The 22,445-nt window shown below is 39.4% G+C and carries 20 protein-coding genes; 8 read left to right on the top strand and 12 right to left on the bottom strand.

The features are described from left to right. Positions 1–121: 121 nt before the first annotated feature. The 6 genes from arsB to QWY86_RS04970 form a co-directional block, all read right to left on the bottom strand. Complete coding sequence (gene arsB / locus QWY86_RS04995; protein WP_290239411.1) at positions 122–1,186, bottom strand: ACR3 family arsenite efflux transporter; 1,065 nt, start codon at positions 1,184–1,186, stop codon at positions 122–124. Between the two features lies 1 nt (position 1,187). Continuing rightward, on the bottom strand, positions 1,188–1,607 hold the full coding sequence (locus QWY86_RS04990; protein WP_290239408.1) for an arsenate reductase ArsC: 420 nt from the start codon (positions 1,605–1,607) through the stop codon (positions 1,188–1,190). Between the two features lie 11 nt (positions 1,608–1,618). Then, positions 1,619–2,104: a GNAT family N-acetyltransferase gene (locus tag QWY86_RS04985; RefSeq protein ID WP_290239406.1), complete on the bottom strand. Its 486-nt coding sequence runs from the start codon at positions 2,102–2,104 to the stop codon at positions 1,619–1,621. Between the two features lie 7 nt (positions 2,105–2,111). Next, entirely contained in the window at positions 2,112–2,576 is a 465-nt protein-coding gene (locus QWY86_RS04980) for a DUF6428 family protein (protein ID WP_290239404.1), read from the bottom strand. A 53-nt stretch (positions 2,577–2,629) separates the two neighbouring features. Next, positions 2,630–2,959 carry an ArsR/SmtB family transcription factor gene (locus QWY86_RS04975; protein ID WP_290239403.1) on the bottom strand — a complete coding sequence of 110 codons (330 nt, stop codon included), beginning with the start codon at positions 2,957–2,959 and terminating at the stop codon, positions 2,630–2,632. A gap of 805 nt (positions 2,960–3,764) precedes the next feature. Then, complete coding sequence (locus tag QWY86_RS04970; RefSeq protein WP_353958893.1) at positions 3,765–4,271, bottom strand: ankyrin repeat domain-containing protein; 507 nt, start codon at positions 4,269–4,271, stop codon at positions 3,765–3,767. A 314-nt stretch (positions 4,272–4,585) separates the two neighbouring features. Here QWY86_RS04970 and QWY86_RS04965 point away from each other — a divergent pair, with 314 nt between their 5' ends. Continuing rightward, positions 4,586–5,140 (top strand): YciE/YciF ferroxidase family protein, encoded by a 555-nt coding sequence (locus QWY86_RS04965; protein WP_290239401.1) that lies wholly within the window; start codon positions 4,586–4,588, stop codon positions 5,138–5,140. Between the two features lie 7 nt (positions 5,141–5,147). Next, a complete protein-coding gene (locus QWY86_RS04960) occupies positions 5,148–7,340 on the top strand; it encodes a catalase (RefSeq protein ID WP_290239399.1) in 2,193 nt (730 codons plus the stop codon). Positions 7,341–7,867: 527 nt separating this feature from the next. On the opposite strand, the gene QWY86_RS04955 is transcribed toward QWY86_RS04960, so the two are convergent. Next, the gene (locus tag QWY86_RS04955; RefSeq protein ID WP_290239397.1) at positions 7,868–8,500 is read right to left on the bottom strand and encodes a PAS domain-containing protein; all 633 of its coding nucleotides are present in this window, start codon (positions 8,498–8,500) and stop codon (positions 7,868–7,870) included. 216 nt (positions 8,501–8,716) lie between these two features. Here QWY86_RS04955 and QWY86_RS04950 point away from each other — a divergent pair, with 216 nt between their 5' ends. Next, entirely contained in the window at positions 8,717–9,088 is a 372-nt protein-coding gene (locus QWY86_RS04950; protein WP_290239394.1) for a response regulator, read from the top strand. Between the two features lie 1,395 nt (positions 9,089–10,483). Here the strand turns inward: QWY86_RS04950 and QWY86_RS04945 are convergent. Further along, entirely contained in the window at positions 10,484–10,684 is a 201-nt protein-coding gene (locus QWY86_RS04945) for a hypothetical protein (protein WP_290239392.1), read from the bottom strand. Positions 10,685–11,079: 395 nt separating this feature from the next. Here QWY86_RS04945 and QWY86_RS04940 point away from each other — a divergent pair, with 395 nt between their 5' ends. From QWY86_RS04940 to QWY86_RS04930, 3 genes are all read left to right on the top strand, one after another. Continuing rightward, entirely contained in the window at positions 11,080–11,592 is a 513-nt protein-coding gene (locus QWY86_RS04940) for an RNA polymerase sigma factor (protein WP_290239390.1), read from the top strand. Positions 11,593–12,301: 709 nt separating this feature from the next. Next, the gene (locus QWY86_RS04935; RefSeq protein ID WP_290239389.1) at positions 12,302–13,756 is read left to right on the top strand and encodes an ArnT family glycosyltransferase; all 1,455 of its coding nucleotides are present in this window, start codon (positions 12,302–12,304) and stop codon (positions 13,754–13,756) included. A 438-nt stretch (positions 13,757–14,194) separates the two neighbouring features. Then, a complete protein-coding gene (locus QWY86_RS04930) occupies positions 14,195–16,396 on the top strand; it encodes a hypothetical protein (RefSeq protein WP_290239387.1) in 2,202 nt (733 codons plus the stop codon). A gap of 744 nt (positions 16,397–17,140) precedes the next feature. Here QWY86_RS04930 and QWY86_RS04925 read toward each other — a convergent pair. Both QWY86_RS04925 and QWY86_RS04920 read right to left on the bottom strand, forming a co-directional pair. Then, positions 17,141–17,674, bottom strand: coding sequence for a hypothetical protein (locus tag QWY86_RS04925; protein WP_290239384.1), 534 nt, complete (start codon positions 17,672–17,674; stop codon positions 17,141–17,143). Positions 17,675–17,868: 194 nt separating this feature from the next. Then, a complete protein-coding gene (locus QWY86_RS04920; protein WP_290239382.1) occupies positions 17,869–18,321 on the bottom strand; it encodes a hypothetical protein in 453 nt (150 codons plus the stop codon). 581 nt (positions 18,322–18,902) lie between these two features. On the opposite strand from QWY86_RS04920, the gene QWY86_RS04915 reads away from it, so the two are divergent. After that, complete coding sequence (locus tag QWY86_RS04915; RefSeq protein ID WP_290239381.1) at positions 18,903–19,097, top strand: hypothetical protein; 195 nt, start codon at positions 18,903–18,905, stop codon at positions 19,095–19,097. 808 nt (positions 19,098–19,905) lie between these two features. Here QWY86_RS04915 and QWY86_RS04910 read toward each other — a convergent pair. Both QWY86_RS04910 and QWY86_RS04905 read right to left on the bottom strand, forming a co-directional pair. Beyond that, the gene (locus QWY86_RS04910; protein ID WP_290239378.1) at positions 19,906–20,676 is read right to left on the bottom strand and encodes a hypothetical protein; all 771 of its coding nucleotides are present in this window, start codon (positions 20,674–20,676) and stop codon (positions 19,906–19,908) included. A gap of 77 nt (positions 20,677–20,753) precedes the next feature. Continuing rightward, positions 20,754–21,404, bottom strand: a complete 651-nt coding sequence (locus QWY86_RS04905) for a Crp/Fnr family transcriptional regulator (RefSeq protein WP_290239376.1) — start codon at positions 21,402–21,404, stop codon at positions 20,754–20,756. A 157-nt stretch (positions 21,405–21,561) separates the two neighbouring features. Here QWY86_RS04905 and QWY86_RS04900 point away from each other — a divergent pair, with 157 nt between their 5' ends. Beyond that, entirely contained in the window at positions 21,562–22,371 is an 810-nt protein-coding gene (locus QWY86_RS04900; RefSeq protein WP_290239374.1) for an SDR family NAD(P)-dependent oxidoreductase, read from the top strand. Positions 22,372–22,445 lie beyond the last annotated feature (74 nt).

Raw genomic sequence — 22,445 nt, 5'->3', positions numbered from 1 at the left:
CCAAAGTCCTACCAGGCCTATTAGTGTTTGTCCAGCTTCTCTTAAAATATTTTCAATTCGCGAATATTAAATAACCATAAAAGATAGATTAGTATGCGGCAACTGAACATTGCCGCATTTTTTATTTATAATATTTCCTGCGAAACCAGAATGCGAGGTTGACCAGCGCAATCAGCGCTGGAACTTCTACGAGTGGACCGATCACTCCTGCAAATGCCTGACCAGAGTTGATCCCGAATACGCCTATGGCAACTGCAATGGCCAGTTCGAAGTTGTTTCCCGTTGCCGTAAAAGCAATTGATGTGCTGCGTGAATAATCTGCACCGAAGTATTTGCCTGCAAAAAAGCTGACCACGAACATGATCGAAAAGTAGATCACTAGCGGTATCGCAATCCGGACCACATCCATCGGAATCTGAACGATGAGGTTACCCTTAAGGCTGAACATGATTACGATAGTGAAAAGCAATGCAATCAAGGTAATCGGGGATATCATCGGCACAAACTTTTCCCGGAACCATTCTTCTCCCTTAAGTTTGAGCAAAACGAACCTTGAGATAATACCCATTGCAAAAGGCAAACCTAAGTATATGCCGACACTCTTGGCAATTTCACCAATTGTGATGTCCACTTCCAGACCTTTTAATCCAAAATAGGGAGGCAATATCGTAATGAAAACATAGGCAAAAACACTGTACAACAATACCTGAAAAATACTGTTCAGCGCTATAAGGCCAGCTGCATATTCACGGTTTCCTCCTGCCAGTTCATTCCACACCACGACCATTGCGATACAACGGGCAAGTCCAATTAAGATCAGGCCAACCATATATTCAGGATAATCCCTTAAAAAAGTTATCGCTAAAAAGAACATCAATAGCGGCCCGATGACCCAGTTCAATACCAGTGAAACGGTTAAAACCTTTGTGTCCTTGAATACTTCGCCCATCTTCTCATATCTCACTTTAGCCAGTGGCGGATACATCATCAGGATCAGCCCGATTGCCAGTGGTATATTTGTTGTTCCGCTGGAGAATGAATTAATAAAGTCCGATGATGATGATGGTATAAAATAACCAACACTTACCCCGATTCCCATCGCCAAAAATATCCAAAGGGTGAGGTAACGGTTAAGGAAACCCAGTTTTTTTCGCTCGACTGTGGGCGCACAATTAGTTACCGACATCTTAACGCTTTAGGTTCTCGATAACAAAGTTCTGTGCGTATTTGCGGATCATCTCTCTTACTTCGCGGAAAGCTCCCATGACCTCTTCTTCTGTTCCTGTAGCTTTTGCTGGGTCCGGAAAGTTATAATGGAACTTTACTGCATTGATCGGGAAATACGGGCAGTTCTCTTTTGCGTTATCGCAAACAGTGATCACGTAGTCGAAATCTAATCCTGAATATTCATCAATATTGTTTGAGGTATGCCCGGAAATGTCTATGCCATCCCTTCTCATAACCTCAATGGCCTTTGGATTTACGCCATGTGTTTCGATACCTGCACTATATACTTCTGCCTTATCTCCGGCAAAATGCCTTAAATAGCCTTCTGCGATTTGGCTCCTGCAACTGTTTCCGGTGCATAGCACTAATATTTTCTTCATAAATTTTATCGTTAAATGATTGTATTACTTCTTCTTTCCATTAGTACAGTGTCCCTCCAAACGCCGTTCTGTTTTCCAATTTTTTCTCTAATCCCAAGTATCTTAAGGCCCGCCTTTTCGTGGATGCGAAGGCTTCCGATATTTTCAGGGAATATACCTGCTTGCAGCGTCCATATTCCTTCTGCTTCACTCAACCCAACGAGTTCTTTTAGGAGTGCAAGCCTGATGCCCTGACCTGATTGTTCGGGGTCAACATATACGCTAACTTCAGCTACCCCTGCATATACGCAACGTGAGGAAACAGGTGTCAATGCTGCCCATCCGACCAATCTTCCCTTTTCTTCGGCAACAATCCTGCAGGTTAAAAGATGGGTGCTGTCCCATTCTTCGTGGGAGGGTGCGCTAGCCTGAAAAGTGGCATTGCCCCTGTTTATGCCTTTTTCGTAGATCAATTTTACAGCCTCCCAATCTGAGGCCAATAGTTCCCTTATTTCCATAAGCGGGTTAACAGCAACTGCCACCAGGTGTACAACTCTTTGCCGGGCCTGCCAGATTAACCATTTCCTTTTTTGACGCTTCGATTCCGCAAGCCTCGTTTGCCAAACACGCAGTCTGTTTAGCCAGCAGTAGGAAATTCGTTCCGTCAAAACTGAGGTCATATTTGCCAATGGTTCCAGATTGATATTCCACTTCGATTTCAAGGTCTTCCATTCCCAGTACCTTCTCGGAAAGCGAAATGATATTTAGCAGTTTTTCTGCTTTTAAGCGATGCTCATAGTCATCTGCATCCCATAGCTGGAAGTTGGCTACCTTTTCATGGCGAACCTTACCTCCACAGTCGATAAAGTCCTTGGTAATGATGCCCACCTCGGTCACATGGAAATGTTCGGGTACGGTTTCCCCGTTTTCTACTCGGAAATTAACTGCTTCAGCGGTTGCCAAGATGGTTTTGATTTCTGATAATTTCATATCCTCTTTATTTATGTATCTTAATTTTGCGATGTATTTGCTCAAAAAAGGGGCTAGCAACAGCCCTGCGGATCGGTATAAGACCCCATAAACTCCCCGAACAGGTTTGCCAACAGCTTCCATGTTTTTGGCTCTATACAATAGCACACTTTAACCCCATCGATTGTTCCTTGGATGATACCTGCATTTTTTAGTTCTTTCAAATGCTGGGAAATCGTCGCCTGTGCAAGGCCAAGCTCTTCCACAAGATCTCCGCAGATGCAGGCGTTCGCCGATATGATCTGCTGCAGGATTGCAATCCTTGCGGGATGGGCAATAGCCTTCAGTAGTATCGAAAGCTGGTTCTGCTCTTCTGTAAATATTTCTGTCTTTGTAAGTCCCATAATTCTGTATCGCAATATTACGATTGTAAACTATCCTAGGCAAATAATTCATCGTCATTTTGCGATTAATATATTCAATTAACTGCTAATCAATAATATAAATTGTATTTTTATATCATGCAAGGCAAGAAGAACTATCATGAAAAGCTTTTTATCAGCTTTCAACGCTCAGACTATATCCCCACAGATAATTTTTACAAACGTTTAAGCGACATGCCCGATCTCGATTTCGTTTATCGCGCAACCGCTAAGTATTAGACAGAAAAGTATCGATCTTGTTGTGTTCATAAAACTGATGCTTGTCGACTATTTGGAAAATCTTTCCAGCGACAGAAAAATCATCAGCACTGATCAACTTATTTAGGAATCAGGGGTTAGAGTGTTCTAGTGTATACTGACGACCCCCGACAAGATAAAAATAATATGTTAGTGATAAATTTTGTTTTTTTAGAGTGGTCAATCTGACACGAATAACTTGCTTAAGATAACCGAAATCTCCACTCGGCATGGAAAAACAAATTATCCGCTCTTTTATTTACAGCGCCTTCCGGCACAAGTGGATTTACGCTCTTTGCAGCACAAGCTTATTGAATGATCAACAATCTTAAATTGCACCTATCAACCCAAATATTACCTGTTGGTGGTAAGGGAGGCATCTCAAGCAAATGTTCAGGCCATTGATGCAAAAAATAGTCAACAGACAGGATAGGTTTGTTTTAAAAGATCGGCTGTTGCCTTAGCATTATTAACTCTAAACTGATCTGTTATGGGCCTTCTTTACTGAGGATGTTCAAACACATCTACCTCAAGATTTAGTTAACTGATCTAACCCTACTTCGTTTCCCTGCATGGCGGCAAGGTCGGCGGCTGTTTGTCCTCTTAGGTCTTTTATATCCCTATCGGCCCCAGTACTTAAGAGATACTCCAATACATTATTTCTGCCAAACATCGCAGCAAACATAAGCGCTGTACCGCCATTGCCGTGTTGAATGTTGAGTTCTGCTCCCCGGGTTACCAGCAATTGCACTATGTCAAGATAACCTTTAAAGCTGGCACCCATTAATGCAGTGTTACCGCCAGCATCTGTATCATCCAACTGCGCACCATTATCGATTAAGAGCCTTACTGTTTCAAGTCTGTTATTATAGGCAGCAATGATAAGCGGTGTGTATCCTTTCTGGTCCTGAATGTTTAGGTTGACACCTCTTTTAATGAGTTCCAAAATGACTTCATTTTCTCCTTGCCTTGCTGCCGGAATAATAAGTTGGTCGATATTTTCCATAAAGGTATTGTACATATAGGTTAAGGCCAAATGCAGATAATTACATTTTCCAGTAATATTGCAATAACCTTTAAATCTGATTTTGGTTTTAATTTTTTCTGCTGCATTCAGAATCGCATGAAGCCATGAAATAAACTTACAGAACAGGGTGTTCTAATTAGTGATTTCAATTTAATAATGTAAAACTAATGTTCGTTTCATGTGGTTATGTAAGAACCAAATGTGATATTAATTAGAAAGTCACAAGTAATATTTCATGACCGGTGTTTCAGAATCATAAGACCTGGTGGAGATAATTAGAGAATTTTAAGTAGTTAGCATTCATTTACCTTAACAAAACATACATGAAAAAACAAGAAAGCGACAGTGCACCAAAACTGAGCACAAAGCCTGAGGCCGAACCATCGGCTCCATTAAAAGAACTTTTTACAGATGGTATCCGTGACCTTTACTGGGCGGAAAATCATTTGGTAAAAGCTTTGGCAAAAATGATTTCGGCCGCAACTTCTCCGGACTTAATCGCCGCCATTAAGTCACACCTGAAAGAAACTGAAGGTCATGTGGGTCGGATCGAGCAGATTTTTGTCTTATTAGGGGAGAAACCTGTAGCAAAAAAATGCGATGCGATGGAAGGGTTGACAAAGGAGGGCGAGGGAATTATTGAAGAAACCAGGGCCGGAACTGCGACCAGGGACATGGGGATTATCCTGGCTTCCCAAAAAGTTGAGCATTATGAGATCGCCTCTTACACTGGCCTTTTCCAGCTGGCCACATCACTTGGACTGTCTGAGGTTGCAGACATTTTAGGGCAAACCTTATCGGAAGAAAAGCTTGCGGATGCTAAGCTTTCTGACATTGCCGGAAACGAAATTATTACTAAAGCTGCTGACGAATTATAAAAACACTATGGCTAAGAAAATGACAGGTAATGGTGGGCAATCCACTCAGCCTACAAATGATAAAACCAATAAACTTCAGGAATTTGTTGCCGATAGTAGCGGACAGCAGATGACTACCAATCACGGCGTTAAAATAAATGATGACCAGAATTCGCTTAAAGCGGGAGATCGTGGCGCAACTTTATTGGAAGATTTTATTCTGCGTGAAAAAATTACCCATTTTGACCATGAGCGCATTCCGGAGCGAATCGTACACGCGAGAGGATCGGGTGCACATGGCGTCTTCAAAGTATATGAAGACATGTCATCTTTAACTAGAGCCTCATTCTTGTGTGAGCCTGGCCTTGAAACGCCTGTTTTTGTCCGTTTTTCTACGGTTGCTGGTTCGCGTGGATCAACTGATTTGGCCAGGGATGTGAGGGGATTTGCTGTAAAATTTTATACCAAAGAAGGAAACTTTGACTTGGTAGGAAACAATATGCCTGTTTTTTTTATACAGGATGCCATCAAATTTCCTGACTTAGTTCATGCAGTTAAGCCGGAGCCAGATAATGAAATGCCACAGGCTGCTTCTGCCCATGATACTTTTTGGGACTTCATTTCGCAGATTCCTGAATCTTCACATATGATTATGTGGCTGATGAGCGATCGGGCATTACCAAGAAGTTATAGAATGATGGAAGGTTTTGGCGTGCACACATTTCGTTTTGTCAATGAAAAAGGGCAGTCGAGCTTTGTTAAGTTTCACTGGAAACCTTTGCTAGGCGTTCATTCTTTAGCGTGGGATGAGGCGCAGAATATTTCTGGCAAGGATCCGGATTTCCACCGAAGAGACCTTTGGGATGCAATTGAAGAGGGTGCCTTTCCGGAATGGGAACTTGGCGTGCAGATTGTTCCAGAAGTGGATGAATTCAAGTATGGTTTCGACCTTCTGGACCCAACAAAACTTATTCCTGAAGAGCTTGTGGCTGTACAGCGCATTGGGAAGATGACGCTGAACCGAAATCCCGATAACTTTTTTGCAGAAACTGAGCAGTCGGCATTTCATGTAGGGCATGTAGTTCCTGGAATTGACTTCACTAATGATCCTTTGCTCCAGGGAAGACTCTTTTCATATACTGATACGCAGTTGATAAGGCTTGGCGGTCCGAATTTCCACGAAATTCCGATAAATCGACCAATTGTACCGGTTCATAACAATCAAAGGGATGGTTACATGCGCCAGACGATAAACAGAGGCAAAACGAGCTATGGGCCAAATGACATTGCTGGCAATGATCCCTTACAGGTAAAGGAAGCCGATGGAGGATTTGTCAGTTACAATGAACGTATTGATGCCAGAAAAATTAGGGCAAGGAGCAAGAGCTTTTTTGACCATTTCTCGCAGGCAAGGCTCTTTCTAAATAGCCAGTCAGAAGCAGAAAAAAACCATCTTACCGACGCATTGAGTTTTGAGCTTGGCAAAGTTAAGCTGACAGCAATTCGTGAACGCATGCTAGGCCTTCTAGCCCATATTGACAAAGGGCTAGCCGCATCTGTGGCCTATGCACTTGGCTTGCACGTGCCTGAAATTGCCCTTTCGGAATTGAATGGCAGCATCCCTGCAGACGGCAACTCTGCCGATTATACGCCTGAAAATATCGAAGGAGAGATTGCCAGTTCGGAAGCCCTCAGTATGAATGGAACGATTAAGGATTCCATTTCCACCAGAAAGGTGGCTATTTTGGCGGCCGATGGCGTTGATGGACAATCTGTGAGTAAGATCAAAAATTTACTCGTAAGCAAAGGGGCTGTTGTTCACATCATCGCCCCGAAGCAAGGTGAGTTAATTTGTGCGGATGATGAGCGGATGCAGGTTGACGAAAGTTTTCTCACGGCGGCATCGGTTTTATATGATGCTGTTTACTTGCCAGGAGGCGTAAATAGCTCAGCCACGCTGGAAGCTGACGCTAATGCTGTCCACTTTTTAAATGAGGCTTTCAAACACTGTAAGGCTATAGCTGCGGAGAGTGCTGCGATTCAGGTATTGGAAGCCAGTTACTTTTTTAAGAAGTTGCCAGCGGAGTATTCTGAAGAAACCGTGCTTGACGAGGGGATCATAGTTTCAGACAAGCTCAGTTCGATTTCATCACTCTTTCCAAAAATGATTGCCATGCACAGATTTTGGAATAGAGAAATACCTAGAAAGATACCTGCTTAGTTTCTTGGATAAACCAGTATCAGTTGCCCCTCTCGCCAAAAAAATCTTTTACATAACTCAATATAAAACAACAGAGTTATCAACCATAAAAAAATTGGCACAAAGGGGGCATTCTCTTCTGGTTTATCCACTAAGGCATAAAAATATAATGCTGCTTTATAAGAACAAGTTTATAATGCCATCAGTCTTGCGGGAGGCTTAAATAATAATGTCATTTAATAAATTGTCTGGATCGGGATTTTTTCAATGCCCACACCGTAAAATTTATCAATCACAACTTCAAAAGAATGCGATTAAAAGGTGACAAGGTTAGTTTCGAAACTGAATATTCCAACAACCATTTAATTGTTAAAAACATAGAGTTACTCAATACCGAGCAATAGGTTGCACCGTTGATCAGTTTTTATACAAGCAACAATGTTATTCTAGTTTAATTTTTTATGCCAGGGCATTCAAATCGGAAGACAAGCCTTAAATAAAAAAATTAAAATATGCCGTCAGAGATTAAATTTAATAATGTTATTTAATCATTCAGTCTTGTCGGTTTGTGCTCTCACACTAGATACAATATCGGTGATGATCTCATCGAGTCTCGCTGCAGATGCGAGAATCATATCCGCCAGTTGTCCGCTGTACTGATGGTTATGCAGGTTTTTTTTAAGAATCCGTGTGAGCGCAATCAGATTAGCAAGTGGCGCCCTTACGGTATGGCTTTGTGTGAAAACAATTTCTTCAAGTAAAGTAGATTGTGCATTAATCTCCTCTGAAATTCTTTTTGACTGGTCTCTTTGAATCATTAGTTCAGAAATATCATAACCAACACAGAAAATCCCCGAAGGCTGACCTTTCTCATCAAAAATAGCGCGGAACTCCCATTGGGTAAATATGAATCCACCAAGGCCATCGTGCTTCCGGATGGTTGCTGGAAATAACTTATCGGGATGTTGAAAACACTGTGCTGCAACTTGCTCGCAGGTCGATGTATCATCGGGATGCATGGTGATGTAATAAGGCTGACCAACCAAGCCCGGAGATACTTTGGCAAAATGCTTTGCGTAATTGGCATTAGTATAAGCATAACGACCATTCATATCAATGCTGATGATGTAATAGAAAGAAGAAGCCTCCATGAGGCCACATATTTCTGGAAAATTCTGCATAATTACGGGATATTCATCACAACAGCCAGACCATTATTATTGTTTTAAGTCATTAAAGGAGTTTATACATTTTTAATCCCAATTAATACCCAATTTGATATTCTTGTGCCGAGAATCATTTTATTTTAACGAGATTGGAGCAATGATCCAGAAATCCTCACAAACTGTTGCGGGTGATAAGTTCAAATGGCATGTTACGCTTTATAAACATTAGAAATGAGGAATGAAATTTTTTTGATCGATGATGATGAGTACAGTCTCTTCATTAACAGGGAAATTATCGCAGAACATACCAATCTACCTATAAAATGCTTCGATAGCGGCATTAAAGGCCTGGAGTACCTCCAGAATGAACAAAATGTTGGTTGTGTATGGCTCTTTTTAGACCTTAATATGCCACAAATGAACGGATGGGACGTACTGGAAGCCTTAAGTTCTTTAGATACGGAAATCCAAATGGAGGTCTATATCCTGAGTTCTTCAGTAGATGTGAAAGACCGGGAACGATCGAGAAATTATCCTATGGTGCAGGATTACATTCTAAAGCCCCTGGATAGTGAAGTTGCAAAAGGTATACTATCCGCTTAAGAAAGTCCTAGAAGTTTATTTTAAAACTAATAAATCTAAAAGTTGCTACTAGGGCGTATGAGGGATATGGTGAATATCTACACTGCTGCTGGAATGGAAGCTTTATTCCTGATGACAATGTAAAAAATGAACAATTTTTAGCAGTGAATACTTACGTTTGGTTTCAATAGTAATTTTGGCATTACAATAAAGCTATGATCATAATAATTGACTTGCAAATGCGCATACACTCGTCAAATGCAAAAACCAATTCGTATTACCCCCCTCCAATTCACTAAAATATAGACAAGCAAAACTTTGCAGACAATTTATCTCCGGCGAGGCTTGGTCAATGTCCTCTGCATTTATTGTTCTAACTTAAAATATTGTCAAAGTTTTATTCGTTTTATAAATCATCAACTGGTCAACAGGCTGTTGACCAATTACAAGATAACAGATACTCTATTATAGAAAGTCACTCTACCCGGCAGATTTCGGCTTCGTTGACCAAGGGATTCCGTAGCAGATTGACCAGTCCAAGAAAACGTATAAGTTATTTTTAGCACATTAATCATCAGTTTATTTGAGTGGTCAATCTAGAGCAAAACACGCTGACCCAAAAGTCGAAATAAGTTGATTGCTCCCCGCGAAATCCCGATATAATTTAGGCAATATTATTTTCGCGATTAGCCGCTGATTTTACCCTTTATCATTACACCAGTTTTCTTTTATAGCCGTAAGGAATATCATACAAAACTTTTTGATTTTGGTAGTATATTAGCCACCCTCATACCTAACCACATATCGCTCTGATGTTTAATAATCCATACACGGATACGCGTATCGTCGTATTCAATAACCGTACAATCGTGGTGTCCAGACTAGAAAATCAATCTAACCAATTTCGAATTTATATTGACGGAGTTTATAAAGGAATATTGACATTTACGAATGCTGAATGGTCACATACCTATGGATACACGCTACCTAAGGGTGTATTTACATTATTGGTTAAACGCATGGGCATAGGAAAAGATTTGGGTGGTGAGTGAGCCAATAAATATATACCCTAAAATTTTTTAGTAAGCATTGGTGATGGCATTTTAATGATATCTAACACCCATTTCTCATTATCGTAACCATCGCCAACTTGTGCACCTCATATTGAACGGGATTAAGCACGGCAACGCTTCATGTCGATTTCTCAAGACTGTTCCCTGCGTGAACGGCTTCCGCCGGAAAAAGGTTTGTTATTACGGATTTCCAGAAATGGAACATCTCAGAATAGAGCTGCTCAAAGTCTCAAATTGGCTGTTATCAGGCATTTTATAGATGCTTCGACAAATAGGCTTCACAGCTCCTTCTAGGATTGATTTGTCTCGAGGTTTGTAGGCATATGTGGGAACAAATGTTGTGTTATAATGTTCCGCAAACGCTGAAAAACTCATCGTTGAGTACCGCCTCATACCTGCTTTCCCTTGTAATAGAAGCGCCAAGCTCATTAGAAAAAATCGCCTCCGGTATACCCCCGAAATAGCGAAGTGCGTTTTTACGGTCGGTGAATGTCTGCCAGATGTAAATATACTTTTTAATGGTATTGCTTAAGGTTGATTCCATTCCATAGATGCGCTTGGTTCCAATCCCTGACTGTATAGACGGATCATCTGTCTTAGTTTATTCATTTTGATAGGCTTATTGAACATTTTAATCAGCAGTTTTTGTTTTGCAAAAGCTAAACAAAAACATATTCCAACAAACCATTCAGCACAAACGAATCTACTATTTCAAGAGGGGTTTGGATCGGCGGACCTTATCAAATTACTTCGCATAGGGGCCTTTTATAGTGATGAGGGGGCGTTAATTTGAACGCGGTTTATCTAGACTTCGGGCAATATATACGTAAAATAGCAAACCTTGTACCGAATTTATACCCGAAATTCTTGAGTGAGGAGCATGGATGAAACAAACGCATTTTCTCATTGTTAGTTTATTACCTTAATCCAATCAAGCCTATGAAAACCAATGAATTTGCCATTGCTGCAAAGCGAGTAGAAGCAATGCTATTTTCCCACGCACTTGGTTTTACCAGGGATTCAGATGATGCAAAAGATTTGGTCCAGGAAACTTTATTGAAAGGATTTCGCTTTTGTGAGAAGTTTGATTCCTCAACAAATTTGAATAGCTGGTTATATGTTATTATGAGAAATACTTTCATCAGTTATTACCGTAAAGAAAAAGCTAAACTTGCGGTGATTACAAACGAAGAAGAGATCACTTACGCCCAGCTAAGCAGTTCAGCAAGTTCTAATTTGGCAGTATCAGGATTTGCATTGGGCGATATTCAAAAAGCTCTGAAAGCGATTAACCCAACATTCAGCATACCATTCCAACGATATTTCGAAGGTTATAAATATGCTGAAATTGCTAAAGAGCTAAACATTCCACTAGGTACGGTTAAAACCCGAATTCATATGGCAAGAGAAGAACTTAAGAAATACCTCAAAATATATAGACCCAAAAATTGAAAACCAGGAATTTATAGAATTGATAGATTTTTACCAGATGAGAAAACTACAACTTATTGAACGGGTCTTAATATTACTTATTTGCGTAAGTTATTTAGCCGGAGTTTTTATAATCCTCAGCCGCCATTATCAAAAGCAGATATCAGTTTCGAAAGCTTATCCAGTGGTGGTATTTTGTAAATGATGCGGTAATCATTTTTCCTTTTTATTAATTCAATTCTGTAATCTGAAAATTAAGCCACCATGCCGGCTCTGAAAATATGCATCCAAACCTACCCGCCCAGGACAATATACACTTACTAAATCAAAGAGGCATCAATATGGCTGAAACACTAATTTTTGAGCTACGTAATTTTGATGTCTCAATCGGGTTTCACTCGCCTGAAACATTATCAATTGATTTTAGGGATGTAATCTCTTTAAGCACAAAAGTAAAGGCTTTTAAGATAATAAATAAGCACGCTTACAGTGGTCAATTCACTTTTAATGTTTTTGTATGTGGGAGGGAAATATTCGCAAGCTAATCTTTACCGTTTCTGCGCATACCGAGTCTCCCAAGATAATACGGAACAGATGCAGTAAATCAGAAATGCATTCCGCCTATAAAACCAATATCATTGTTGTATTATTTGGCATATTGAAATTCCTGGTACACTTATTCACAATAAACAGATATGGCCTCCACGCGGACGAGCTCTATTATATTGCGTTGAGTAAAGATTTTGCATTTGGTTATCTGGATATTTCGCCTCTTATTACCTGGATCGCAGCAATTGCGTCATTAATTGGAAATTCCTTAACTGCATGGCGTTTTTTCCCTTCTTTATTCTCTGCTTTTACGGTTGTTTTAACCGGAAAAATCACCCAAATAGTGGGCGGAAGAAATTTGGCGGTTTGTATTGCCTGTTCTGCAGTAATCTGTTCCCCGGCCTTTCTTGCCACCTCTTATCTTCTTCAGCCTGCCGTGTTTGATCAGTTTTTCTGGGTACTACTCACCTACACTATATTATCTTATCACAAATATGAGCAACCAAAAGATCTGTATGCTTGTGCTCTGGCTTTGTCTTTTGGTATGCTGAATAAATATACCATCATTTGTTACCCAATCGTTCTACTCTTAAGCTATATTTTAACCACAGGAAGATACAAATGCCTGGTGAGCAAAAAAATGGGCGGCCCGGTGCTGCTAATGCTTATTGTAATCTTTCCGAACTTTTTATGGCAATGGAATCACGGGTTTCCCATTCTGCATTACTCTGTTATTGTGACTGAGAAAACTGCGAGGGTTGATATTGGCGATTATCTATTTCAACTTTTTTTCTTTCATGGTGCTAGTGTCGCTATTTGGACAGCAGGGTGTATGTTTTTACTTTTTAAAAGAGAAAAGAATGCGTTAGAAATTTCATTCCTACTTTGTCTTCTTACCCTTCTAGTTGGGATTAGTTTACTTCCAGGCAAACTATACTATGTATTAGGTATTTTTCCGATTTTTTTCGCCTATGGAGGCTTATGTTGGGAGATATTGCTTTTCAGAAAATCAAGAATTCAAATAGGCTTCTTTTTCACGGTATTGTATAGCTTTAGTGTGTTGAGCCTACCCCTTGTAATTCCCTTATTTACATTGAATTTCACCAGAATTTACATTTCGAAAATGGTCAGCCTTACTGGTTTTCGAAGGCCACTCCTTTGGCAGGATGGCCATGTAGGCAAATTACCACAGTTCTTTGCAGATATGACTTGCTGGTCTGACTTTGCTGCAGGAATAAATTCAGTGGCAAACAAAAGCACTGTCAAGCCGATACTTGTATACACCGATAATTATGCTATTGCTGGTGCACTAAAATACTATGGAGACCAAAATGACCTTCCCGTCATTTCTCCTTCAAACAGTTTTATACTTGAGGCGCCGAAGTCACTATCTGGCAGAAATATTATTTTGATATCTAAGAAAGGTTTGAAACATGCTATTCAACTCGCAGATAATGTCAAAATAGTCGGGGTACACAATTTTGAAAATTCGCATTTGAGATGCCTTCATATATACATTCTCAATAACACAAATGAAAGATTTCAGCAACAATTTTTAAAGGAAAAAAAGGATTTTTATCCAGGTGAAACTGACGTTAGCTCAATGGAAGTGTTGAATAGTATCGATTCATCTTAAGTCTAATTTTACATTCTAAAGCAGAAGTTGAGTTTTGAGGAAAAGCGTTCGCATTTTCCGTGCATTTCATTCTGTAAAAATGCGCCCTATAAAGTGTTGATAGAAATAGTACGTTTAAGTTTGAATTTATACCTTTATCTACAACCTAAATGAATACCCCATTTGATATATTGGCATTTATTTGGAACTTCTAAAAAGAATAAAACTCTAGCCTATGAACTGTTCGCTATGATCAGCTATTCAAAGATAATCCATATTTTGGTTTAGCATAACGGTTAATGCAGAATTTCCCGTTTTAATTTAAATGTAATTCAACATTCTAGAAATTTGAAACTGTGCAAAACAAGTTGTAAATAAGATTGACGGTAGCTCCCAACTTGGAAAAACAATATTTTAAATAAGCATGTTATCAAACATCTAACCTTAAAACCAGAAGCTATGAAAGGACTGTCTCCGTGGGCGTTGAGTGCGTTAAGTGAAATTGAAGCGTCAATGGTGCTTTATCGCCAGGAACATGCAGAAATTGAATTGAAAGTTTACCTTACATCTGATTCGGTTTGGATTAGGATAAGCAATAGCAACCAGGCGCCGATATATTTCCGTCCTTGTTACGTCCCATCTGGGAAAATAAATCAATTTAAATCAAGAACGGTTGATGGAGGAGTTTCGGTTAGAATTGAGGCTGTGATTGGTCATTTTCTGATTAACATTTCATTAAAAACTCTAGATTATGCAGTGCTGCAATACAAGTGTACATTCACACCTGCTTATGAAATCTTTCTTTCGTTTTGGCCAAGAGATATTTTATTACAGCATTCCAAGACTCAGCCGATAAAAGACTTTGGAACCCTTCACTGCATACAACGCCATACCCGATCCGGGCTAGCATACTTTTCTAAACCTAAAAGCAGGATGCGAGTCCTGTATTTCCAGAATCTGAGTTCACTAAATGATTATTGTCAGCAGACAAACACCTCATTAAGCGGCGTAGTGGGAGGCAAACTTCCTGAGTTAGGCCTGGCATTACCACCCAGCATAACCAAGCCACTTCGATCTGGAAAGTCAATCGTGCTCTCGGACGCCTTTATTTGTTTAAACACAAAACTTAACCCACAGTCTGATCTCGCTATCGATTACTTGGAGATGCTCTGTGAAGTTTATAAAATGCTCCCAAGACCGACTACTCAGTACAGAAACTGGCCAAAAATTTTATCCCATGGGTTAGAAGATTTAATATATAACCCTGGATGTTGGACCCGCCTCAATGAAAACAGTTATTTGAATGCTTATTTATGCGATTATCAGACGCCTCCCGAGATAATGGTTCAACTAGCTGTATTGTTACCATTGTTGGATTATACTAAATGGAGTGGTGTAAGTCTACCCGTCACAGAAATCATTAAAAAAGGACTGCCGTCATTTTATGATGAAAAACTGAAATCATTGGTAAGATGGCACCCCGGAGCTGTTGATATGCTTAAAGGTGAAGAAGAACAGAAAGTTCCTTTAGTAATGGATTCATGGTACTTGCATCATCCTTTGTTAAATCTTTCCAGAATGGCACTGGATGGCGATAAAGCGGCCAGAAAATTATTTTTAGACTCTATTGGATTTGCAATAAAAGTTGCGCACAAGTTTGACTACACATGGCCGGTATTCTACAAAATGGATTCTTTGGAAATCGTGAAGGCTGAAACCGAACCTGGCAAGGGTGGAGAGACTGACGTAGCTGGATTGTACGCGCATGTAATGCTAAAAGCTTATGAGCTTACCAGATCGAAAAAATATCTTGATGAAGCAATCCGGGCAGCAAATCGACTGGAAAGAGTCGGATATGATATTATGTATCAAGCTAATAACACTGCTTTTGCCGCAGGGGCTTTGCTAAAATTATTTAAAATAACAGGCAACAAACGCTACCTCAACATTAGCTACAGATGCATTGCTGCAATTTTTCAAAATGTTCAGCTCTGGGAATGCAGTTATGGATATTGCAAAGAGATTCCAACATTTTTTGCTTTATTTCCCCTGACCGATGCTCCATATACTGCAGCCTACGAGGAACAGGAGGTTTTTAGTGCTTTGCATGACTACCTTGAACAGGCGAAAGACATGCAAATATTACCCAGTATTAAGCTCCTATGTGCTGAGTATATCCTATACTTGATACACCGGGCACCCTTTTACTATCCGCCAATGTTATCCCCCGAGGTACTATCGGAAGAGGTGAAAACAGGTAAATTGGAAAAAGGACTTTGGATAGTGTTAGAGGATATTCAGGATGGAAACAAAAAAAGCGGTTCAGTCGGTCAGGAGGTTTACGGTGCGGGGAACGCATTTGGGATTTTACCAAGACATTTCATCACTATCCTAAAAAATAACTTTATGATATTCATAGACGGGCCGTATGCGATAATGGAAAAAAAAGAAAAATCTGTACGTTTTAAAATGCTGGGCAGTCCAAAAATGACTCATATACTAAAAATTGTAAATAAAGACGTTGATGGACAAAACACTTATAAGGGTTTATCATTTTCACTTCATGGTAGTGACCATAAAGAAAACATACAGATGGATAAGGATTTTGAGCTAACGTTGGAAGGCGACAAGATGTATGAATTACATTGGAATAGACGCTAGCCTTTATGCTGCAAAAAAAAGCGTATGAATTATAGGAAATTTAAAGTAGAAGCTGGAGAATTTTAAGGCTGACCCAGTCGAACCCCGTGACCTGCTTATAAAAAACCTAAATTTAAAAAATTATGTTTTAGCATTTAGGGAACGTGCTGGGATGAGGTGTCTTAGAACAGTGCTAAATTGTTATTTACCTAAAAACCTCAAACAACCTTGAAAAGTTAACCTAACAATGGTTTCTGAATTATGTATAAGGTAGTAACATAATAAACAAACACTCCAGTAAGTATTAGGTAAAATAATATGTTAAAAAGAAAACACACTATGGTCCCATTTGTGATGAACATTGAACAAGGAAACCAATATTACAAAATTACAATCTCCCAGAAGCATGAATTCTTTCTGATTAGACATGTCGATGAAATTATTGGAGCCTTAAAGCTACAAGGCAACGAGGGGCGACTAATAGCCTACGGAGATCTTAAAGCAACCTTTCCTGAAACTGTTAAATCGACCGACTCAAAGGGCCCCGAACTACAAACTACAATTATAAATCAGATTATTGGGGAAATTCAAAACCGAATATAATTCGTGAATCAGTATATTCGGTTCTGCCTAATATTATTCATCATGATCAAAAAAAAACGAAATTTACTTTGCGGTGTTGATTAGTCCAAGCGGCACAGCAAAGCTAACTCACAAACTCAGGTCCAATGGGAGCTCATGAGGCTAAGTTGCCTTTCAATCCGGTTAACTTTTCTCAGACGAATTTTTATTTAATTCAATGATTTTAAAATAAGCATGTCCATTTTCCTTTAACATCATATACAGATGCTCAGCGAAAGAGATCTCGAGCAACAAACTATCTTTAAGTGCATTTGCAAAGCCTTCTGTAGAATTTCCTGATTTTAGTATAATTTCCAACGTTTCGCTGGTTTTCCAATTATAATCTATTATCTCGGGATAATTCTGCATGAGCGTTTCAGGAAACCTTTCTTTTGAATTATATTTTTTCTTGGATATAGAGTAGGGCATATTACCTCCACTACCCTTATTCCCTTTATCTGCATCTGCCCGAGCCTCTTCTGACCCGAAATCACCCTCACCCACTTCTGTACCTAAGTGCCCAGCCTTGGTTTTCATCTGACCTAGTTCAGCTTCCCGGTTACTCCTAAAAACAGGAATCTGACTTTCGGGCATATTGCTACGGTCTGCCGGGTGTAGCGATTGATCGTCCAGTGGAGTTTTGGACACTTCAGGGTTTTGATTTTCCAATTCTTTCATAGCTATTTAATGTATTTGAGTTAATATTCCGCTTTTTAGATCACTTATTTGATCCGGTATAATCCACTAATTTTCTCTGAAATAATAGTCTCTCCCCCAGTGACAAGTAATATTGAATAAATCACCTAGTACATTTTCATAAACAACTGTGTATCGTTCAAGTTTTCTTTTAATGAGCCAATCCATTTTTCAGCCTAATTGCGTATTACTGCGTTATCTATTCCGCTATTCGATACCGCGCGAATATGAATGGCAATAAGATCCTGATCGGACTGAAGAATTGCCTCAATGGTAATCTTCTTACCATCCTCTGCCGAAGATTTATCTATTTTATTCAGCACATCAGTATCTTCTGAGGACAAATCGCTTAGAAATATATTCGGTATTACCTCGTAATGACAACGTAGGTCTTTGATATATGCATTCCAATATGCCTTTCTTTTATTGGCATAAGCAACGGCGCCGGACCCATTTGCTAGCCTAGTGATGAATTCTAATTGGTAATTGCTTTTCAGTATCACGGAAGGGACAAAAGTGTTCTTATCCATTGCGTATCTTCCTGAATCTTCCTTGTGGCAGGAATAAAGGAAAATAGTAATGGTGATCGTCAACATTTTAGCCAAACTTATATAGGTAACTTTCAGCATAAGTAAACTGTTTCTTTGTATACCATTTGAGGTTGGAGAATCTGTATTAGTAAAACACTAAAGTGGATGATAGGTTTGGTTAATAACTCATGCAATAAAAAGTGAGCATAATGCAACCAACCGTTGAATAACAATCCCCTCTTTTCGCCTTGGGATTCAAATTGTGAACCTTTAGACATCAGAACTGTAAAATTATAATAGTAACCGTTCATTAATAATATAGTGCAACACGAGCTTTTCTTTCGAATTGGACCTTGCTTGACAAAGGCGGCTAGCATGACTACCTTTGATTAATAGTTTATTTGTTCTGGGTTAGGACCAGCTTTCTTTTCCATTCCTTTACCGTTTTATCCAGTTTCAAAATTATGCTGGAGATTTTATTAATAAAGCGTAGTTACCTATTGCGTTTTAGTTTATTAGTTAAGCCGTTTGCAATTCATAAGATAACTTTAGGTAATTTTTTTTAAGGTTTTGCGGATATTTAACATTTTACTTATTAAATCTTTGGCTGAGGAATACACAAAAAAACTCAAACCTTAAACAATAAATAATGTTCTCAAAAGACATCAAAAAGGAATACTATGAAAAATTTAAAATTAATGGCTATCGCCGCAATCTTTATTTTTTTGACTGCATGCAACAACAATACAGCCGAGAAGAACAGAGAATCAGAAGTAAATACTGACACCATTGATACAACTGCAACTGGCAGTCAGCAGATTAGGGATACCACAAATATCGATTCATCTACCAGGACGCTCCCGCCAACTGAATAGCTTTTGGAATCGTTTTAAGACTATAATCTAAAGAACTTAATTTTAATTGATAATTGTCAACAGTTTTCGTTTTATCTTCGATTTCAAGAGAGCATTATTTTGAAGATAGGCCACATTTATGTGCCTGTCTTCCCTTTTGCAACGACCTTATGCCAGTATCATGTATTATGTTAAGGAACATTTTCGTTGGCCATCGGGAATTAACCGATGCTATTTTAGGATACGTTTATCCACTCCTTGGCAGCATACAAACCAATTGCATTTAGTGTGACTGGTTTTTTTGTTAAATTGCTAATAGATCTGCGTTCATGGTTGATGTTCTTTGCTTAAGAACAGGTGTAATCTCATGCACCTGTTTTTTTATTTCCTAATCCTATATCTAAAAGCCATTGCAATAAGTTCAAGGGCATTCTTGATAGCGCAGTTTTTTATCAACGTATCTTTTTTATAGGTATAAAGGCATCCTATTTGGAGATTTCGGCTTGGATAAACAAGGGATTCCGTAGCAGATTAACCCTAAATTCTGGAATAAGTTGTTCCCTTCCCGCGAAATCTCAACGCTAATTATTTTATCATTAGAAAATAACGCGGGCAATGAATCTGAATAATAACATGCTTTAAAATTATAGGGTGTTTATTACACATTCGTAAGGATTTGGAAAAGTATTGAAAAGTGAAGAGTATCTATTGGGTAATAAAAGGAGTAAAGATTCTATTTTTTAGTGTCAGATTGAATGTAATGATGTTACAATGCTAAGATACTTAATGATAGGCAGGCCATCGATTTCTTTCTAGAATTACTTGATAATTAAAAGCCCCTTCCAAGCAATGCATGGTAAAACACAAAACTTACCAAAAGAAAATAACAGCTACCGATGAGGATAATCAATAAGATTTTTTTGATACGGCAAAGCCATATTGATAGCGGGATAATTTGCAAAGCATGGATTCCAAAAAAATGGGCAATTCTGAGGTCACCATACTGCCTGTTCCAGTTTAATATTAAAATGCCCTTGCTCCCATCGGTACCACCTATGGTATGTGACATGTGGTATCCGATATAGCCGCCCTGAAGCGCAAACAGGATTGATGTGGCAATCCCAAATCGTAGGGCCCAAGCCATAGCATATCCAATTTTTTGAGGCATTGATTGGAACATTGGAATGCTGACAATGATGGAAAAAACGGTTTGAGCAGTAATTATAGTCCCCATCAGGCTATAAACTGTACTATTATATATTCCGGATTGGTTGAAGTGAGACAATTCCCCTCGGGCTGCCTGACTGGATATTGCCAGCATTTCAAAACAAAGTGCAAATACAGTGAAGCGGGCGAATCGGCGAATAATACTTTGTTGAGGAAAATAGCTTAGAATTGCCGACCAACTGATTGCGTAGATTCCAATTGAAACAGCAAATTTTAATGGTTTTATCCATAGATTGATACCCATGATTTGACGATGCTCAAATGGCATGATAAGTAGAATCAGAAAAGCAAGAGCAAAATGCGACAAGCCGCAGTAGTAAAGGTATCGGTTGAATTGAGATTCATTGACCCGAAGGATTGAATGTACTTTCATGGTCTCAAAAATCTTTGAAAATGGGAAAAATTAAAATAACACAGGTTACTTAAATCACATATTGCTTCGGGCTCAATCTATTTTGACTTCGCTAATTCTTTACGGATGCGACTAAGACTTTGTGGCTGAATCCCTAAGTATGTAGCCAAATGTTTAATCTGAATGCGTTTATGTATTTCGGAATAGTTTTTAATCAGGTTCTTATAACGTAGTATCGCTGGCAAACTGGCCAGTTCGTATCTGGAACGACCAATTGAGATGAAAAGTTCCTCCGCAATTAACCTCCCGAACCGTTCAAAATTCGCACCTTCATTGTAGAGCTGCTGCATATCCCGGTAAGTAAGGCAGAACACGTCTGTGTCTTCAAGCGCCTGGATATAATGCTGTGAGGGGGCCTGGGTCAAAAAACTTTCATAATCACCAAGCCATTCCCCTTCGAAAGCGAACCAGTGACTTTGCTCCCCCCTTTCATTAATGCCAAAATATCGCAAAGCGCCACGATTTACGATGACCATCGCTTTGCAGACTTTGCCTTCCCGCAACAGGAACTCAACTTTCTTTAATTTTTTTATTATGAATTTTGATAAGAAAAGTTTAAGCTGATCTTCGTTAAAGTTGACTAACCTGGATAGCGTTCTGCTGATGATTTCGGGATGGCTCACGTTGTATATTTTTGAAGTGAAGATAAAATATATTGATGCAAGTGGCAAAATGTAAATCTTATCCATAAGTTATTAGTGGAAATGAATAAAAAAATTCAGCCGAGAAGCTTTGATTTTATCAATAAAGTAAAGACAATATGCTGGACATTAGCTTAGAAATATTCACAAAAACAAATCTTTTTGCTTGGAGTCGGTGTTGAAGAAATACCTAGAATTTGAAAAAATGGAAAATAAGAAGCAATTCGCGCTCATCACCGGCGCCACCAGTGGCATTGGACTGGAGCTCGCCAGGTTATTTGCTAAAGATAAAAAGAACCTGATAATTGTCGCTCGCGATGAAGACAAACTCAAACTAACTGCGGGCGAACTGGAAAAACATGGTATTGAGGTAATTATTGTTAGCCTGGACCTGTTTGATGAAGGTGCGGCAGAAGATTTATATACCCACATTAAAGGCCTTTCGATCCCGGTGGATGTATTAGTTAATGATGCCGGCCAGGGCGTTTACGGGAAGTTTACTGAAAATGAACTGGCCCGTGAACTGGACATTATCCAGCTAAATATTTCTTCGCTGGTGACACTAACTAAGTACTTTGCGCAGGACATGGTTAAGAACGGCGCAGGAAAAATATTAAACCTGGCGTCGATTGCCGGTAAAGCACCTGGACCATATCAAGCAGTCTACCATGGTACCAAGGCTTTTGTTCATTCTTTTTCCGAGGCCATCCGTGTAGAATTAAAAGATACCGGGGTTACCGTAACTTCGCTTTTACCGGGTGCCACCGATACTGATTTTTTCCGAAAAGCGGATATGCTTAATGCGAAAATTGTCCAGGAAGGTGATCTCGGGGATCCTGCCAAGGTTGCAAAGGATGGCTATGAGGCCTTACTTGCAGGAAAAGATATGGTTGTCTCGGGGTTGAAAAACAAGCTCCAGGTTGCCATTGGGAACATTACTCCAGACAGCTTACAGGCTGAGCAGATGGAAAAAGTACAGCAACCGGTAAATGTCGAGCATAAGAAAAGTTTATAGGGAGAATTGATCTTCCTCATCAAACAGGCAGGCAGCGTGGTAAAGGATTCCGCCTGCCTGTTTAGTATTTGGAA

Origin of the sequence: Pedobacter aquatilis (genome assembly GCF_030409415.1) — a bacterium.
Taxonomy (GTDB): Bacteria; Bacteroidota; Bacteroidia; order Sphingobacteriales; family Sphingobacteriaceae; genus Pedobacter; species Pedobacter aquatilis.
This window is presented reverse-complemented; position numbering and strand designations above follow the sequence as displayed.